Here is a 16,018-nt window from a genome sequence, read left to right as displayed (position 1 = left end):
CCTTTTACTTCCGGCTATTTCACATTGACCCGGAAACACACGGTTCCTGTCTCGCCGCTTGCGGCTGTGCCGACCACGTAACTGAGTGCGGTCTCCAGCGTGCCCGCATCGCTGTCTGCGGCGTTGCTGGGATGGAGGGCATCGGGCGTGGGCGTCCGCGCTGGCGTTCTGACAAAGCGGATGCTGCTGCCGGGAAGGTAAGTGGCGTTGGGAGACTCCGGCGTTGAGGCGGACATGACTTTCGTGCTGGGGGGCAGCGGATCGCTGAGGGTCAGATTGGGCAAGGGCGCACTGCCGATATTGGTGTAGGTGACGCAGTATTCCAGCGTTTCGCCGGGTTTGCCCGAACTGGTGGTGCCCACGCCCCCGCCCGCCGAGATGTTCTCCACGGTCTTGCTGAGGGTCAGGTTCACGGTGTCGGTGGTGGCGGCGGCAGAGTTGGTGAGGTTCACGAGGGTAGGATCGGTGCGGGTGCTGGGGGCGGTGGCCGTGGCCGTATTCACGATCTGACCACCGTTGGCCGCTGTACCACTCAGCGTAATGGTCAGTTTGCCCAGCGCCGGAAACACCGGAATGGTGGTGCCTGCCTGCAACGTGCCCACCGTCAGGCCCGCCGGACAGGTGGCGTTGCCGCTGGACACGCAAGAGACGCCCGTGGCCGTGAAGGCGGCAATCGCAGGGTCTTGCAGGGCCGCGCCGTCGGCATCGGCTGGGCCAGCGTTGGTCACGGTGATGGTATAGCTCAGAGGCCCGCCGCCGCGCACCACCGCCGGGGCAGTTTTGCTGATCTGCACGTCGGCGCTGACGTTCACGGTGGTACTGGCCTGCGATTCGGAGTTGGTGCCGTCGTTGTTGGCGCTGTTGGGATCGGACACCGGGCTGCTGGCGCGGGAGCCGTTGACCAGCGTGCCGGACGTATTGGGCGCACCCAGCACCACCGTGTAAGTCTGGGTGGCTCCGCTGGCCAATGCAGCCAGTGTCCAAGTGATCGTGCCGCCGCCGCCCGCGCCCGCCGTATACGTGCCGCCGCCCAGATTTTGCCGAGTGGCTCCGGCAGGCAAAAGATCGGTCACGGTCACAGCAGTCGCAGGACTCGGCCCCGCATTCAGCACGCTGATGGTGTAGCTGATGTCTCCGTTCGGCAGCACTGTCGCAGGCCCAGTTTTGCTGACCTGCACATCGGCCACCGGAACAATGGCGGTGTTGGCGGTGCTGGAATTGTTGCCGGGGGTGGGATCGGTGCCCACGCTGCTCACAGAGGCTATGTTGCTGAGAGTGCCCGTGGCAGGCGTCAGCACGGTCACGGTGTAAGTCAAGTTGCTGTTTGGCCCGGTCACGTCGAGGCCCGCCGCCGTCCAAGTCACGGTGCCGTTGACTGCGTTGTAGACCCCGCCCCCGGTGTTGCTGACGTAGGTACTGGTGGGCGGCAGGGTATCGGTTACAGTCACGCTTTCGGCGGCACTGGGGCCAAAGTTAGCCACCCGCACCGTGTAGGTCAGGTTGGCGAGGGGGGCGAAATTGGCCGCGCCCTCCTTGCGAATTTCCAGATTGGCGCGGGGCGTGACGGTCAGGGTAGAAGCCGCGCTGTTGTTGCCCGTATTGCTTTCGGGTGTGGTGGTGCTCACAGTGGCGGTATTCACGACGTTGCCGTTCAGGGGCGGCGTGACCGTGACGGTGCGAGCGACAGGCGTTCCCACATTGAGGGCGAAGGCGGGCCAGGTGACCGTGCGGGTAGCCGCGTTGTACGCGCCGCTGTTGCTGGAGCTGACATACGTGACGTTGCTGGGGAGCGGGTCAGAGACCGTGACGCCCGCCGCATTGCTGGGGCCAGCCGTAGAGGCCGTTAGGGTATACACGATGTTCGTGCCCGCTGTGACCGCCGTGTCTGTCGGCGTTTTGGTCAGTTGCACGTCGGTGAGGCTGCTGGTAGGGACGGTGACGCTGCTGCTGTTGTTGGCGGAAGCCGAATCGCCGCCGCCGGAGATGGTGGCCGAGTTGGACACGGTGGCTCCGGCACCTTGGCCTGTCAGCACGGTCAGGGTTATCGGGTTGCCACTCGCCCCGGCCGCGATGGCAGCAGTGCTGCTGCAGGTCACGTTCTGCCCGGCGGCGCTGCAAGTCCAGCCGGTGCCGGAGCCACTCACGAAGGTCAGGTTGGCATCCAGGGGGTCTGTGATGGTGACCGTGCCTGTGGTGGGCTGCAACCCGATATTGCGTGGCAGCAGACTAAAGGTGCCGTTCTGCCCACGAATCAGGGCCGTACCCGTTTTTTCTACCACTAAATCGGGGCCGTTGGTGGGCTGCACAGTGGTGGTCACGGTGCTGCTGCTGTTGCCCCCCACTAGATCGGTCTTGTTGCTGGTAAAGCTGGCCGTATTCACGCTGTTTCCCGCCGTGCTGCGTACCTTCGACACCACCGTGCGGGTCACGCTTTGCCCGTTGGCAAGGGTCACGGCGGGCCAAGTCACCACGCCGCCTGCCGCCGTTCCGCCGTCGCTGGCACTCACGAACGTAGAATCGCTGAAGGTGTCGCGGGGCGTAACAGTGGCGCTGGTTGGCCCGTTGTTGGTGAAGACCAGCGTATAGGTGATGTCCGAGAGCGGCGCGGCAGTCGTGAAGCCCGTTTTGACCACGCCCACATCGGCCACGTCTATCGGCGCGACATTGGTGGCGGTGTTGTTGCTGAGGTTGGGGTCGGTGGTGTCTCTGCCGCGTGCAACGGTGGCCGTATTGCTGATGGTGCTGCTGCCGTAAGTGCTGCTCAGGGTGCCCACAACCGTAAAGGTGGCGCTGGTGCTGGGCGGCAGATTCACGATGGTGCTGATGGCATTGCCGCTGCCGCTGACCGGAGCGCAGACGGCGGCTCCTGTCGGCACACATGTCCAAGTGACGCCTGTGATCGCGGCGGGCACAGTATCGGTGACCCGGACGCCGTTGGCCCGCGCGAGCGCCGAAGTGTTGGTTACGGTGATGGTGTAGGTCACGGGTTGCCCCGGCACCAGCACGGCGGGGCTGTGTGTTTTGGTCACCGACACATCCACGATGCCGGGCGTCGCCAGATCCTGAAATAGGGGCCGCCCGGAGGGATACAGCGCCCACGTGTCGATGCCCCGATTGTCGCCGTAATTGTTGGGGTACCGGTGTGACCCACCCACGCTGCTGGTGCCCTGTGTACCCAGCGGTATGGTTCCAGAAACAACCGGACTCAGAGAGGTATCGTCCCAGTACACGGTGTACTTGTTGGCATCCGAAAAAGTCAGGCGCTCGATGATCAGACCGTTGGTGTTGGTTTCACCGTCTATGTAAGGGAAATGCACGTCGCCCGCTGCGAGTTCGGCCCGCACGCGAATGGTGGCGGTGGTGGGGGCGGCCACACCCTGCGCGTCTTTTCCGTCCCAGATCAGGGTATTTGTGCCAATTTCTGCCGTGCCAAACAGCACCCGGTCATTGGCGTTGCCGTAAATCCCGTCGTTGTTGAGGTCGAGAGCAAACTGCACCGTCCCCGTGCCGAGGGCGTTGTAAGAGAACGTGCCGCCTGTGCCGGGCGCAAACTGGCCGGGCGTGCCGTCTTGCCCCGTAAAGGTCACGTTGTTGATATCGCCGGGCACGGCAGTCGGGGGATTGAGCCAGATGGTGCCGCCGGGGGCCGCCGCCGTGGTAGGCAAGCTGGGATTAGGCGGATTGAAGAAAATCTTGTGAAACGAATTCAGGTCGGTGACGTTTTCATTGCCCACCTTGTAGCCTGTGGGAATGGTCGCGCCGTTGTCGGCCAGTTGTAAGGATTGAAAAGTGGGCTTGCCGTTCAGGGTGAATCCGGTGCGGTTGGCGACCAGAATAAAGCCGAATGGGTCTACACCATTAAAATCCACGCGGTACTGGTAGCCGTCCCGCGTTTGTACGAAGACGTTGCTGCTGAGTGATTGCCCGGTGTTGCCCATATTGACCGACAGGTAGGGCGTGAAGACCCGTCCGGTGAAGGCGACGGCTCCACTTCGTACCGTCACGTCCCAGGCGGTCACGGTATTGCCAGCGGCAGCAGTGGTGATCTCGGCAGTCGCGGCTTGCGGCGTCGGGTTGCCGCCTGTCGCCCCATGAAATTCGATGAGGTACACACCCGTTTCGGTAGCGGTGACCACGCAGGGTGTGTACCCGCCCGCGTTCGGCAGCGGCCCGGCGAGTTCTTTGGCACGGGTATCGATCAGGCCGAATCCCCCAGCCAACACGTCGCACACGCCTGTCTGTGCCCCCGATGGGCTGGTATACACGATGTCTTTGCTGTCACTGCTGTTGCTGACGCTGGAGCCGAGATGGATGGTTTCGCCTGCTTGGGCATACACCAAGATTCGGGTGCGCCGTGCCAGATCACCCCCCAACAAGGCGTTGGGATTCCACTCCAGAAACACGCGGTTGCCGCCGCTGCTGTTCAGTTCTTTGCTGCCCTCGGCATGGGCGGCGGGAGAGGCCAGAAGCAGGCTGCACAGCGCCACTACACAGCACCATTGGCGTATCAGAAGGGGAAAAAGGTTCAACTTAGACTCCAAAAAATCAGAACTGGGAAGGTAGAACGGGTAGCTGAGGGGCCGAAGAGCAGCGTCTATAGATTGAAAGTGAGCGATACGCGGGGTTCGATATGTACGAAGTAATGAAATGAATTTTATTCTTAGTGCCCATACGGTCTTATGACGCTCATCTGATCTGCGCTTTCCCGGTCTGGTACCCGATTGGGGGTCTGCACGGCGACCAGCGAGTCATGGAAATGTACGGTGATGCCCTGCTAGATCGACCACCCAGTCAAAGCAACAAGCAGGCATCCACCGATACGGGGACGCCTGCTTCCCGAACTGACTGTATAGGTTTTATGATCTGACCGTAAAGTCATAACCGTCTGCTCCCCCAATATCCGATGGAGAGTGCCTGACTTGTCACAGAAATCTGACAACTGATCATGCAAATAGCCCGTCAGTCAGAAATGTGATGCTGAAATCAGACCAACAGAGAAATAATGGCAAGAGGAAGGCCGCCAGAAAACGGTTCCGAGGCGGCCTTCAAAACTTCAGTGAGAACAGCTTCAGCGTCTGCGCCGTCCCATCAGGAACCAGCCCGCGGCGGCGGCCAGGAAGCCGACCCCCGCGTAAGTCCAGAGGTTGGGGCCGCGCTGTGCCGGGATGGCCTGCACGTTTCCGGTCTGCACGTTGTTGACCACCACATCGGGGGTGGCCGCGTTGGCGATGCCGCTGACCGCCGTGTAGATCAGGGCGTATCTGAAGATGTCTGCACCGATATTTCGGCTCTTGTAATAGCTCTGGGGGTACGGGTAATAGCGCCCATTTTGCAACTGGTACGGGTAGGTGCTGCTTCTGGCAGGGCTGTAGGTCAGGGCGCTGCGGGGCACGCCTGCCGGAAGCCTGACATTCCTCCACGCGCTGAGTTGCGTGGCTGTGACTTTGGGTATGACGGCGGTGTTGGGTGTGCGCGTAGGCGTGGCAGTCGTGCTGCGCTGCGTGGGGGCGGGAGTGCGCGTGGCCGGAGCCGGGGCACGGTATTGGGGAGCCGTGTTTTGCGGGGCGCGGTACTGCGGTGTCGGTGCCCGGTACTGCGGCGTGGGAGCGCGGTAGGTGCTGCTGCCACTGCTGCGGCTGCCGCCAAAGCCGCCCCCAGAACGCCGGGCAGCGTCGGCCACGCCGGAAGCCAGCGTCAGCGTGATCAACAGGGCAGAAAAGACAGAACGGGACGACTTCATATGCTTTAAATACGGTTGATTTGGCCCGGAAGTTCCTGTAGTCGCAGTGATTATGCGCCAGATGAAGGCTCTGTACTTCCGTGCCCGACTAGACCGCCCCGGCCCACCCACACGCGGCGCGGCGTACACTGCCCGGCATGAAGTTTTGCCTTGCAGCGTTTTTTTATTGGTTCGGGAGTCGCCGGGCCTAGCGTTGCATCGAGTGTTTCCCAGACCGCCCGGTCAAGCCAAGAGCTTCCGGGCGGTTCTTCTTACCCTCTCATTTCTGTCCCTCAGTGTTTAGGAGAATCCATGACCCCCACCGATCAAGCGCCACATCCGATTATTCAAGCGGGCCGCACCGAAAACCTGAACGTCACGGGCTTTACGCCGCTCCTGACGCCGCGTGCGCTGAAGGCCGCCTTGCCGCTGAGTGCCGCCGCCGAGCGCGTGGTACTGGCAGGCCGCCGCGCTTCGCAAGACATTCTGCATGGCCGGGATGACCGCCTGCTGGTGGTAGTCGGCCCCTGTTCTATCCACGATTTTGATGAAGCCCTGGCCTACGCCCACAAGTTGGCTGCCCTGCGCGAGCGTGTGAAAGACCGCCTAGAAGTGCAGATGCGCGTGTACGTGGACAAACCCCGGACGACGGTAGGCTGGCGCGGCTACCTGATGGATCCCGAGATGACGGGCACCAACGACATCAACAAGGGGCTGCACCTTACCCGTGACCTGATGATCCGGGTGTCGGAATTGGGCCTGCCCGTCGCCACGGAACTGCTTGATCCCTTTGCGCCGCAGTACCTCTTCGACGCGGTGGCGTGGGCCTGCCTCGGCGCACGCACCACCGAATCCCAAACGCACCGGGTCATGGCAAGTGCGGTCAGCGCCCCGATGGGCTTCAAGAACGGCACGGGCGGCGGCCTGAAATTGGCGGTGGATGCCATCGTGGCCGCGCAGAATCCGCACGCCTTTTTTACCGTAGACGACGATGGGCAGGCCTGCATCGTGCATACGCGGGGCAACCCCGACGGCCACGTGATCTTGCGCGGTGGGCGCGGCGGCCCCAATTACGCGCCGCAATTCGTGAAAGAAGCCGAGGGCCTGATGCGGGCCGCAGGGCTGGAACCCGCCGTGATGGTGGACTGTTCTCATGCCAACAGCGGCTCGGATCATACCCGCCAAAGCCTCGTGTGGCGCGACGTGATGCAGCAGCGTTTGGCAGGTCAGACGGCCATTCGCGGCCTGATGATCGAGAGCAACATCAACCCCGGCAAGCAGAATATTCCCGCTGACCTGTCTGACCTCAAAGCGGGCGTCAGCGTGACAGATGCGTGCATCGGCTGGGCGGAAACCGAGGGGCTGTTGCTGGAAGCGCACGCCAACTTTAAGTTGAGCCGCGTGTAAACCCCCCAGTCCCTCCGGGCCAGCCCCCCTTAAGGGGAGCGCAAAAGAGCTTTTGTCCTCCCCTCTAAGGGGGGCGTTGCGGAGCAACGGGGGGGGTTACACGCCAACCCCAACGCCCAAAACCTACCCACTTCCTTCATTCGGGCAGCAACCCCACCTTCCCGCGCCGCGCCAGCCGTCATATTGGCCCTATGGCAAGGCGCACGAGCGGAGAAAAAACAGCAGAAAAGACAATGGGTGGGGGCCGCAAACCCAGTGAACGGCCTTCTAAAATCTGCGTGGCCTGCGGGCTGCCCTTCAGTTGGCGCAAAAAGTGGGAGCGCGACTGGGAAGGCGTCAAATATTGCTCGGATCGTTGCCGCATGTCAGCAAAAGGTGCGGGCGCGGGGGCCAAGGCATGAGCTTGCACACTCCCGCGTATGGCCTCGTGTGCATGACCATCGGGCCGGAAGTGCGCTTCCGCACCATTACCCTCACGCGCTACCGGATGCTGAAGCCCGAAGAACGTGAAAGTACGCTGCTGAACCTGTACGCCGACAACATTACGCGGGTGCGGGCAGCGGCGGCTTTTTGCGCGGCGCGGGGCATCCGGCTGTACCGCCTCAGTTCCAGCCTGTTTCCGATGTCCGATCTGGTGGGCGACGACACGGGCGCGGCGGTGCTGGATCATTTGAAGCCGCAACTGCTGGAAGCGGGCCACGCCTTCGAAGACGCTGGAATCCGTGTGCTGATGCACCCTGAGCAATTCATCGTGCTGAACAGTGACCGACCCGAAGTGCGGGTGTCCAGTTTGCGGGCGATAGAAGCCCACGCGGGCGTGATGGACAGAATGGGACTGGCCCGCAGCACATGGAATTTGCTGCTGCTGCACGGCGGCAAAGGCGGACGCGGTGCGGAACTGGCCGCCCTGATTCCCGATTTGCCCGATGGCGTGCGGCTCCGATTGGCCCTCGAAAATGATGAACACGCTTACGGGGTGGCTGACCTCTGGCCCGTCTGTCAGGCGACGGGTGTGCCGCTGGTGTTCGATGCCCACCACCACGTCGTTCACGACAAGCTGCCTGACCTTGATGACCCCAGTGTGCGCCAGTGGACATTGGCCGCCCGCGACACGTGGACGCCCCCCGAATGGCAGGTGGTTCACCTCAGCAACGGCATAGACGGCCCGCAAGACCGCCGCCACAGCCACCTGATTTCGCACCTGCCCAGCGCTTATTCGGATGTGCCGTGGATAGAAGTGGAGGCCAAAGGCAAAGAGGAAGCGGTGGCGGCCCTGATGCGGGGAGAGTTGGCGGAGTTGGCAAGCGTGATTCAGCCCGTTGCCGTGCCAGCGGGAGCGGAAGACCTGTCTGCCGAAGCTGCGGCACAGGCCAGCGCCACCAAAAAGCCTACCAAGAAACGGGCCAAGAAGGGCGCGGCGATTTCAGAGGCTGCGATTTCAGAGACGGGGCTGCTGGAGCCTGCGAACTAGCTTCGGGGAGTCTGTTCCATCTCACCCGGCGAGTCTCCCCCTCCCATTCCCCGCCGCCTAGCCCCCAACCGCGCTCCCACCCACGCGCCCGCCGTATCAAAAAACCAATCTATGATTCCGGCTTCCCGGCCCGGCACGAAGGCCTGATGCACCTCGTCAATTGCCCCGAACCACACGGCGATGACCCACGCCACTTGCCAGCGCCCCGTTGCGCGGCCCAACGCAAAGGCCAGCGCCAGATAGGCCAGAAAGTGAGCGATCCAGTCCAGCGGATGGCGCAGCGGCGGCCCCGGCGTGTCGCTGCTGGCACTCAGGAGCCAGATCACGGCCATGATGATCAGCGACAGCACCCACCACAGGCCGCGCCGCGCTGGGCGGGGGTTGGCGGTCATTCGGCTGCGGGGTGTGCCGGGTGTTCTACCAGTTCTATCAGCGTGCCCGCGCCCCATTTGGGATGAAGAAAGGCCACCCGCGTCCCTGCCCGCCCCGGTGTGGGTGCGTCCTGCAAAAAGCGTGCGCCTAAGCCCCGCAGCCGCGCCATTTCTGTGTCCAAGTCGGCCACGCGGTAGGCGGTGTGGTGCAGCCCCGGCCCGCGCCGCGCAAGGAAGGTGGCAATCGGGCTGTCCTCGCGGGTGGGAGCCAGCAGTTCTATCAGCGTCTGCCCCGCCCAAAAGGCCCGTACCCGCACCCCCTGAGAGCCTACGTCTTCGTCGGGGCCTTCTGGGATAAGGCCTAGCGCGAGGTAAGGCAGGCTGCCTTCATTCAGGTCAGGCGTGGCGATGGCGACATGATCGAGCGTCAGGTCAGCGGGTGAATGTGAAGGGGGCGCGTGTGACATAGAGCAGCAGACTAGACCATCAGGCGGGAGCAGCGGCTGGGGCGGGTGCGGTCAAGTACGTCGGCATTATCATTCCGCTTTATTCCAAACGACGGGATAAAGTTCGATTCCCACGACAACGCACTTTCTTCGATATTCGCTTCGCTCGGTTCAGCTAGAGGTGAATTTCGACTTCCTTAAGCGGATCTTCAGGGCGTCGGTGTGCACCCGGTTCCGAGTGGAGCCTGCTTCAGAAACTGATTGCCGATACCTGTTGATTGGCTCCCTCTTGGTTGGACACCTCTTGGTTGGCCACTTCCCGGCTGGCCTTGCGTTCGCGCTTGTGGGCGTACATGCGCTGATCGGCGGTTCGCAGGGCAGATGTGGCGTCGGCGGCGTCGTGGGGCACGCCCGCTACCCCGGTGCTGGCACTGGCCGGATACCCCGCCTTGCGCACATGGGCCGAGGCCCGCGCGACCAATTCCAGCAGCAATCCTGTGCCCGTTTCGGCCCCTTGCAGATACAGCAGCGCGTATTCGTCGCCGCCTAGGCGGTAGGCCCGGACGGCGGGAGAATGCAGTTGAAGGGCGAATTCGCGCAGCAGCATGTCGCCGCTGGCATGACCGAGGGTGTCGTTGACCCGTTTCATGCCGTCCAGATCAATGATCGCCACCGTGTACGGCTGCCCCGACTGTGTGGCCTCGTCCAGCGCCATATCCAGTGCGCGACGGTTGCCCAGCCCGGTCAGCGAGTCGGTCAGGGCGGCCCGCTCCAGCGTCTGCATGTGCCCGGTGCGCTCCAGCACCACATGAACGCTGTGGGCGGCGGCTTCCAGCAGGGTGCGTTCCTCGGTGGCCCACGCCCCGCGTTCTCCGAATCGCACCAGCGCCAGCACGAAGGCCTGTTGGTGGGAGGAATGAGACAGATGCAGCCACGCCGCCTGCTGCACGCCCGCCGCGATCAGTTCCGCCGAAGCGTGTTCGTAGACCGGATAGTCGTCTATAAACCGCACGGGCTGCGTCAGGATCGCCTGAAGGGCCAGCGGCTGTAGATTCATGATGCGCTGGTGCAGCAGTTCCAGATGCTGCTGCCCTTGGCTGCTGGTCAGTTCATGCAGGCTGGTGCTGCCGGTGGGGGTCAGGCACATCAGGGCAAACCAGTCGAAGGTCAGCCGGTCTTTCAGGATCAGCATGGCCTGATGCGCGGTGTCTTCGGGGGTCATGGGCCGCTGCATCAGCTGGGCCAAATCTCGCAGAGTGGAAGCCTGATCGCGGGCCAGAGTCAGGTCACGGGTGCTGGAGCGCAGGGCCAGTTCGTCCATCACCACTTCGGCCAGTGCCGCCATCACGTCCAGTTCCCTTTGCCCAAACTCGCGCACTTTATAATCCAGCACGCAGAGGGTGCCGAGGCTCAGGCCCTCCTGCGTTTTCAGGGGCACGCCCGCGTAGGTGTGCAGGCCGGGGCCAGCGGGGGGCGGGGCCGCCATCGTGTCTGCAAAGCGGGAATCCCCGGCCATATCGTCGATGATCAGGGCTTGGCCGCCCTCCACCACCCAGTCGCACGGAGCAAATCCACGGGGCACGCTTCCGCGCGGCATCCCGTGACAGGCCTTGGCCCACTGCCGCGTGGCGTCCATGAAATTAATCGCCGCGTAGGGCACGTCCAGCACCCGCGCCACCAGCGCCGTTATTCGGTCAAACCCCGCCTCTGGAGGCGTATCCATGATCTGCTGGCGGGCAAGCGCCGTCAGTCGTTCAGCTTCCGAAGCGGGGATGGGATGAGACACCTCAGCAGTGTATCCAATCCCTCCAACGTTCCTCTGACGGCGCGGCGCAGCTCGGTTTATAAAGATCCGGGCGGACAGATCGGCGTCCCGGTCGCTGGGCGGTTCCGTGATCTCTGCGGCCCGAGCTTCTCTGCTTCGCCCCGGCGTTAAGCGTCTTCCCAGTCCTCCTCATCCAAGGGCTTCAGCTTGGGCAGCGTGGTGTAAATGCCGGGATCGCTGGGATTGCTCGCGGCGATCAGGCGGCCCACTTCTCCGGCGTCCGGTTCCGCCAGCACGCGCACAAAGTCCGAGGAGTTGAGTACCGTTTCGCGCACGGGCCAGTCGCGCTCGTGTGCCCACTTCACCAGTTCGGCCAACGCTTCTGCGCCGGGGCGGCCATAACGCGGGCCGAACGCGGGGGCAGCGATGACGGCCTGCCCAGCCTGAACGATCAGGGCCGCATACGCCGCGTTCTGGCGGTCTCCCTGACGGTCTGTGACCAGAATGAGGCGGCCCCCGGCCCGCGCCGAGTCTGCGAGGTGGGCCTGCACCGCGCCCCACGTTTCCTGCGGCGCACCGGGCACGCCCAGCGGGTCAGAGACTTGCAGGTCTGTGGGTGAACGGTGGATGGGCTGCATAGGAGCAGTGTAGCGGTGCGGCAGCCAGCGGATGAGCCAGCATGCCTATGAACTGTACCTATGAACCGTGCTTATGGGCGGCCAGCCCACTGGGGCGCTATCTTGCCCTCATGAAGCAGAAACTTGGCACATTGGTGGCGCAGGCGCGGGGCGGGCGCGTGGTTCGCACGCCATTTATGGACGGCGACGAGATAGACCGCCGCCTGCTGCAAGACGACGAGGTACGCCACAAGATCGCGGGCGGCTTTCCCGATGCCCGCCGCGTGATCCTCACGATCTATCCGGCCCATATTCCCGATGTAGACAGCGGCATAAGCGTGCTGCGCCTGATGCCCGAGGAAGCCGCGCCCGTATGGGACGTGCAAGACCTGACCGTGCAACTGCGCAAGCTGGAGCTGAACGAAGACCAGATCGGGGATGTGAGAGAAGACCGGGGCGCGTTTCTGATCGCCGCGACTGGCAAAGCCGCGCAGGCCCTTGCTGCCCTGACCGAACTGGGCGGGCGCGGCCTAGACGTAGAAGACGTGGGCGAAAGCGCGGGCAAAAGCAGCCGCGTGCGTGAAGTGGTGGTGCCGTCTATGCGCGTAGACGTGGTGGGAGCCAAAGGCTTCGGCGTCAGCCGCGCCTATTTTCAGCAGGGCATAGAGGGCGGCAAAGTGCGCCTGAACGGTCAGCCTGCCCGCTCCAGCAGCGATATTCGGGAAGGAGACAGCCTGAGTGCCGAGGGCTTAGGCCGAATTGACTTCAAGCGCGTAGTGAACGAGACGCGGCGGGGCAATTACAAGGTGGAGCTGGATGTCCATAGGTGAGGGCGACAGGTGGAGTGCCAACCGCAGCAACCGCCCCCACAGGCTGAGCCTCTGCCGTGATTGATCTGCTGGCCCGCAACCCCAGCCTCTCGCCGGAGGCCCTCACGGCGGGCCTGACGCCCAGTGCCCGCTTTCAGGGCGTGCGCTTCGAAAACTACCGGCCCAATCCCGATTTTCCCAGTCAGGCACAGGCGCGGGCCAGTTTGCAGGCGTTTCTTCAGGGGGCACAGGTGCGGCCCGGCGGCTTCCGGCTCTTCCGGCGGGCCACACCCGAAGGCCGGGGGCTGTATTTGGACGGCGGCTTCGGCGTAGGCAAAACGCACCTGCTCGCCAGCACGTATCACGCGGCACACGGCATCCGCGCCCTGATGAGCTTTCAGGATTTGATGTACATCATCGGGTCTCTGGGTATGGTGCGGGCGGTGGAAGCCTTTCGGGGCCACCAACTGCTCCTGATAGACGAATTTGAATTGGACGATCCCGGCAATACCCACATGGCGAACACCTTTTTGGGCCAACTCATGCCTGCCGGAACCAGCGTCGTCGCCACCAGCAACACCGAACCCGGCGCACTCGGTCAGGGCCGCTTCAATGCCTCCGATTTTCAGCGCCAGATTCAGGGCATCGCCAGCCGCTTCGAGACCCACCGCGTCGACGGCCCCGATTACCGTCAACGCGGCACGGTGTCCGAAGGCCCGCTGTCGCCCGAAGAATTCGCCGTGTGGCAGGTCAAACAAGACCCGGCAACGTTTGCGCTGGTGTCTCACCGTGACCTGAACCGACACCTGCTAGAAGTGCATCCCAGCCGTTTTACCCCGATGCTGGCGGGCGTGGGCGCGGTGGGCCTACACGATCTTGCCCCCATGTCCGATCAGAACGTGGCGCTGCGCTTCGTGCATTTCATAGACAAGCTGTACGACTTGGGCCTGCCCGCCGCCCTGACCGGAGTGCCCCTGAACGCCCTGTTCAGCGACGAATACCGCCACGGCGCGTATGCCAAAAAGTATAGCCGCTGCCTAAGCCGGGTCAGCGAGTTGCTGCGGGAAGCGCGGGCGGGGTAGGGAACGTAGATCGTAGAACGTGGAAACATCTTTGACCACGATCCACGATCTACCCTCCACGATCAGATCACTTCAGCGCTTTCGCCTGAGCCTCGTCCAGCGCCGCTTTCGCCGTCATTTTGCCCGTCGTGGCCTTCAAAATCGCGTCTTCCAAATACGTGGCCCACTGGCCCGAATCCGGCGTACTCAGGCGGGGCACGGCGCGGGCCAACTGGTCATGGGCGGCGCGGAGTTGGGGATTTTTGGCGTACCAGTCGGCCAGCAGCGGAGTCACAGCGCGGCGGGGCGGGGCGTAGGCGGTGGTCTTGACCCAATCGGCCAGCCTCGGCGCTTCCATCAGGTAAGCCCAGAACGCCAAGGCTCCGGCCTGCTCAGTGGCAGGCGTACCACGCGGAACCGCCAAGTTCGCCCCGCCCAGTGGTACGGTGCAGTTGCCCACCTTCTCGCAGGGAAACGGAGCGATGCCCAGGTTGAAAAAGGGCAGTTTCTTGGCATCCACCCAGTTGGCGACACTCGCCAGCACGAAGGTATTCTGGCCGCGTGCAAAGTCGAAGGCGGCGCGGGTGGCCTCGCTGAGGGTACGGGGTTGGGCCAGTCCAGCGGCGCTCATGCGGGCCAGTTGGGTCAGGGCTTCTACCGCGTCGGGGCCGTTCAGCGTGGGCTGCGTGCCGTTACTCAGGCTGCCGCCGCGTGCCAGTACGTTGGCCTCGAATGTCCAAGCATCGGCGGCCACCACCAACGGACGCTTGCTACCGCCTGCCAGTTTGCGGCTCGCGCTTTCCAGTTGTGTCCACGTATCGGGGGCAGTAATTTTAACCCGGTTCAGTGCGCCCGCGTTGTACATCAGTACGGGCACGCTCACGTTCCACGGCAGGCCCAAGCGCCGCCCGCCTGCCTCGCCCGCCTTCCAGACGGCGGTGGCAAAGTCGCGGGTGAGTGCGTCGGGCAGCGCGTCTACGGGTCTGGTCAGGTCAGCCAGTTGCCCATCCTCGGCCATGCGCGAAAACTGGGTGTATTCCAGTTGCACCAACGCCGGAGCCTTGCCCGTTTTCAGGGCCGTTTGCAGGCGTGGCAGCAACTCACGGTAGTTGCCCAGCGATGTCGGTACTACCTCATATTCCGTCTGAGAGCGGTTGAATTCGCGGGCATAGTCACCGACTTTGGCCTGCACGCCGTCCATCGCGTGCCAGAATTCCACCCGAACGGGCGCGGCGTGGGCAGAAGCGGCGAGCAACACGGACAGGGGTAGGGCGAAACGCAGCATGAACCGAGTCTAGCGGGGCAATGTGACGGGGGGTTGATGCCAGGGCGTTCAGATTTGGGGGGTGTGGGCGGCGGAGTTTGGTGGGGTTTGGTCAAAGGGTCTGAGGGTCTAAGCAGGGCAACCCTTTTTGCTCCTCACCCTTGAGGGGGGAGGCTGGGAGGGGGTGAGTGAGCGTAGCGAATGCCCTTCCTTAGACCTTAGACCACTAGACCGCCCCAACCCTCACCCGTGCGAATGCAGCAGCGCCACACTGCCCAAAATGATGGCCAAGCCTGCCCAAGCTGTTGGCGTCAGGCGTGTGCCGTCTAGGCGGCGGCTCAGGAGGGCGGTGGTCACGATGCCCAGCCCGCCCCACGCGGCGTAGGCCACAGCTACAGGCACTTCCCGCACCGCCACGCCCAGCAGCGTGAAGGCCAGCAGCACCAGCGCCACCGCCGCCATGCCCAGCCCCTTGTGCCGGAATCCATCCGAACGCTTGAGCAGCAGATTCGCCAGCACGTCCAGCGCCACCGCGCCCACGATCAGCAGCAGGGCAAAGGGAGTCATGCGCCCTCTCCATTGAGAGTGGTCAGGCGGGGAATGTTGGCAGGCTGGGCCTCATGTCCAACGGTGCCCCGGTGCAGCAAGGTTGCGCCCAGCAGCAGGCCCACCAGTGCCAGCAGATGCGTCGGCGTCAGGTGTTCGCCCAACAGCAGCACGCCCAGTCCGCTGATGAGGACGAGGCCCACCGCTTCCCACACGGCAAACGCCACCGCCACCGGAATCTGCCGGAAGGCTTTGGAGAGCAGCACATACGACGCGGCGAGGAACGCATAAGTGATGATGAGTTCCAGCCCCGGCGTATGCATAGAGAACAGCTTTAAAGACAATGTGCCCGTCACTTCAAATGTGATGGCCGTAAAGAGCGCGATCCAAGACCGCATAACTACACCAATCCTTTGCCTGAATCCTCGGTTGATGGGATTCTAGGCGACTTCTAAAAACGTTTGATAATTTTGTGTGCCCGCCGATTATCGTTGCGGCAGGCTTGACTGCAAGGTTAAAAACCCGCTAAGTCCAAGAATGGA

Annotated in this window: 13 protein-coding genes and 1 pseudogene; 5 read left to right on the top strand and 9 right to left on the bottom strand. The window is 63.3% G+C overall.

Annotated elements, in window-relative coordinates:
* Positions 1-14 precede the first annotated feature (14 nt).
* Both SU48_RS12325 and SU48_RS12320 read right to left on the bottom strand, forming a co-directional pair.
* Positions 15-4,487 carry a DUF11 domain-containing protein gene (locus tag SU48_RS12325; RefSeq protein ID WP_064015498.1) on the bottom strand — a complete coding sequence of 1,491 codons (4,473 nt, stop codon included), beginning with the start codon at positions 4,485-4,487 and terminating at the stop codon, positions 15-17.
* A gap of 581 nt (positions 4,488-5,068) precedes the next feature.
* Entirely contained in the window at positions 5,069-5,740 is a 672-nt protein-coding gene (locus tag SU48_RS12320; protein WP_064015497.1) for a hypothetical protein, read from the bottom strand.
* A gap of 291 nt (positions 5,741-6,031) precedes the next feature.
* Here SU48_RS12320 and SU48_RS12315 point away from each other — a divergent pair, with 291 nt between their 5' ends.
* From SU48_RS12315 to uvsE, 3 genes and pseudogenes are all read left to right on the top strand, one after another.
* Positions 6,032-7,126 (top strand): 3-deoxy-7-phosphoheptulonate synthase, encoded by a 1,095-nt coding sequence (locus SU48_RS12315; protein ID WP_064015496.1) that lies wholly within the window; start codon positions 6,032-6,034, stop codon positions 7,124-7,126.
* Between the two features lie 191 nt (positions 7,127-7,317).
* Positions 7,318-7,527: a DUF2256 domain-containing protein gene (locus tag SU48_RS14470; RefSeq protein WP_197474646.1), complete on the top strand. Its 210-nt coding sequence runs from the start codon at positions 7,318-7,320 to the stop codon at positions 7,525-7,527.
* Positions 7,524-8,405, top strand: a pseudogene (gene uvsE, locus SU48_RS12310) (UV DNA damage repair endonuclease UvsE); the annotation flags it as partial. The gene SU48_RS14470 and the pseudogene uvsE, both read left to right, overlap by 4 nt.
* A gap of 188 nt (positions 8,406-8,593) precedes the next feature.
* Here the strand turns inward: uvsE and SU48_RS12305 are convergent.
* The 4 genes from SU48_RS12305 to SU48_RS12290 all read right to left on the bottom strand — a co-directional run bounded on the left by SU48_RS12305 (position 8,594) and on the right by SU48_RS12290 (position 11,817).
* Complete coding sequence (locus SU48_RS12305; RefSeq protein WP_064015494.1) at positions 8,594-8,989, bottom strand: VanZ family protein; 396 nt, start codon at positions 8,987-8,989, stop codon at positions 8,594-8,596.
* The gene (locus tag SU48_RS12300; RefSeq protein WP_064015493.1) at positions 8,986-9,435 is read right to left on the bottom strand and encodes a VOC family protein; all 450 of its coding nucleotides are present in this window, start codon (positions 9,433-9,435) and stop codon (positions 8,986-8,988) included. Before SU48_RS12300 ends, SU48_RS12305 begins: the two co-directional genes overlap by 4 nt.
* Before the next feature lie 229 nt (positions 9,436-9,664).
* The gene (locus tag SU48_RS12295) at positions 9,665-11,200 is read right to left on the bottom strand and encodes a sensor domain-containing diguanylate cyclase (RefSeq protein ID WP_064015492.1); all 1,536 of its coding nucleotides are present in this window, start codon (positions 11,198-11,200) and stop codon (positions 9,665-9,667) included.
* A gap of 146 nt (positions 11,201-11,346) precedes the next feature.
* On the bottom strand, positions 11,347-11,817 hold the full coding sequence (locus tag SU48_RS12290) for a DUF3197 domain-containing protein (RefSeq protein ID WP_082869763.1): 471 nt from the start codon (positions 11,815-11,817) through the stop codon (positions 11,347-11,349).
* Positions 11,818-11,927: 110 nt separating this feature from the next.
* Here SU48_RS12290 and SU48_RS12285 point away from each other — a divergent pair, with 110 nt between their 5' ends.
* Together SU48_RS12285 and zapE are read left to right on the top strand one after the other, a co-directional pair.
* Positions 11,928-12,626 carry a S4 domain-containing protein gene (locus tag SU48_RS12285; RefSeq protein ID WP_064015491.1) on the top strand — a complete coding sequence of 233 codons (699 nt, stop codon included), beginning with the start codon at positions 11,928-11,930 and terminating at the stop codon, positions 12,624-12,626.
* Between the two features lie 56 nt (positions 12,627-12,682).
* Positions 12,683-13,687, top strand: coding sequence for a cell division protein ZapE (gene zapE / locus SU48_RS12280; protein WP_064015490.1), 1,005 nt, complete (start codon positions 12,683-12,685; stop codon positions 13,685-13,687).
* A gap of 67 nt (positions 13,688-13,754) precedes the next feature.
* Here the strand turns inward: zapE and SU48_RS12275 are convergent, their stop codons facing one another.
* The 3 genes from SU48_RS12275 to SU48_RS12265 form a co-directional block, all read right to left on the bottom strand.
* Positions 13,755-14,951: an ABC transporter substrate-binding protein gene (locus SU48_RS12275; RefSeq protein ID WP_064015489.1), complete on the bottom strand. Its 1,197-nt coding sequence runs from the start codon at positions 14,949-14,951 to the stop codon at positions 13,755-13,757.
* Positions 14,952-15,173: 222 nt separating this feature from the next.
* Positions 15,174-15,497 carry an SMR family transporter gene (locus SU48_RS12270; RefSeq protein ID WP_064015488.1) on the bottom strand — a complete coding sequence of 108 codons (324 nt, stop codon included), beginning with the start codon at positions 15,495-15,497 and terminating at the stop codon, positions 15,174-15,176.
* On the bottom strand, positions 15,494-15,874 hold the full coding sequence (locus SU48_RS12265) for a DMT family transporter (RefSeq protein ID WP_064015487.1): 381 nt from the start codon (positions 15,872-15,874) through the stop codon (positions 15,494-15,496). Before SU48_RS12265 ends, SU48_RS12270 begins: the two co-directional genes overlap by 4 nt.
* Positions 15,875-16,018: the final 144 nt, after the last annotated feature.

The organism is Deinococcus puniceus, assembly GCF_001644565.1.
Classification (GTDB): Bacteria; Deinococcota; Deinococci; order Deinococcales; family Deinococcaceae; genus Deinococcus; species Deinococcus puniceus.
Note: the sequence above shows the minus strand (reverse complement) of the source record. Positions and strands in the feature narration are given on the sequence as shown.

Coding starts and splice junctions, on each gene's coding strand:
- SU48_RS12320 (WP_064015497.1), bottom strand. CDS start 5,740: ATGAAGTCGTCCCGTTCTGTCTTTTCTGCCCTGTTGATCACGCTGACG.
- SU48_RS12315 (WP_064015496.1), top strand. CDS start 6,032: ATGACCCCCACCGATCAAGCGCCACATCCGATTATTCAAGCGGGCCGC.
- SU48_RS14470 (WP_197474646.1), top strand. CDS start 7,318: ATGGCAAGGCGCACGAGCGGAGAAAAAACAGCAGAAAAGACAATGGGT.
- SU48_RS12305 (WP_064015494.1), bottom strand. CDS start 8,989: ATGACCGCCAACCCCCGCCCAGCGCGGCGCGGCCTGTGGTGGGTGCTG.
- SU48_RS12300 (WP_064015493.1), bottom strand. CDS start 9,435: ATGTCACACGCGCCCCCTTCACATTCACCCGCTGACCTGACGCTCGAT.
- SU48_RS12290 (WP_082869763.1), bottom strand. CDS start 11,817: ATGCAGCCCATCCACCGTTCACCCACAGACCTGCAAGTCTCTGACCCG.
- SU48_RS12285 (WP_064015491.1), top strand. CDS start 11,928: ATGAAGCAGAAACTTGGCACATTGGTGGCGCAGGCGCGGGGCGGGCGC.
- SU48_RS12275 (WP_064015489.1), bottom strand. CDS start 14,951: ATGCTGCGTTTCGCCCTACCCCTGTCCGTGTTGCTCGCCGCTTCTGCC.
- SU48_RS12270 (WP_064015488.1), bottom strand. CDS start 15,497: ATGACTCCCTTTGCCCTGCTGCTGATCGTGGGCGCGGTGGCGCTGGAC.
- SU48_RS12265 (WP_064015487.1), bottom strand. CDS start 15,874: ATGCGGTCTTGGATCGCGCTCTTTACGGCCATCACATTTGAAGTGACG.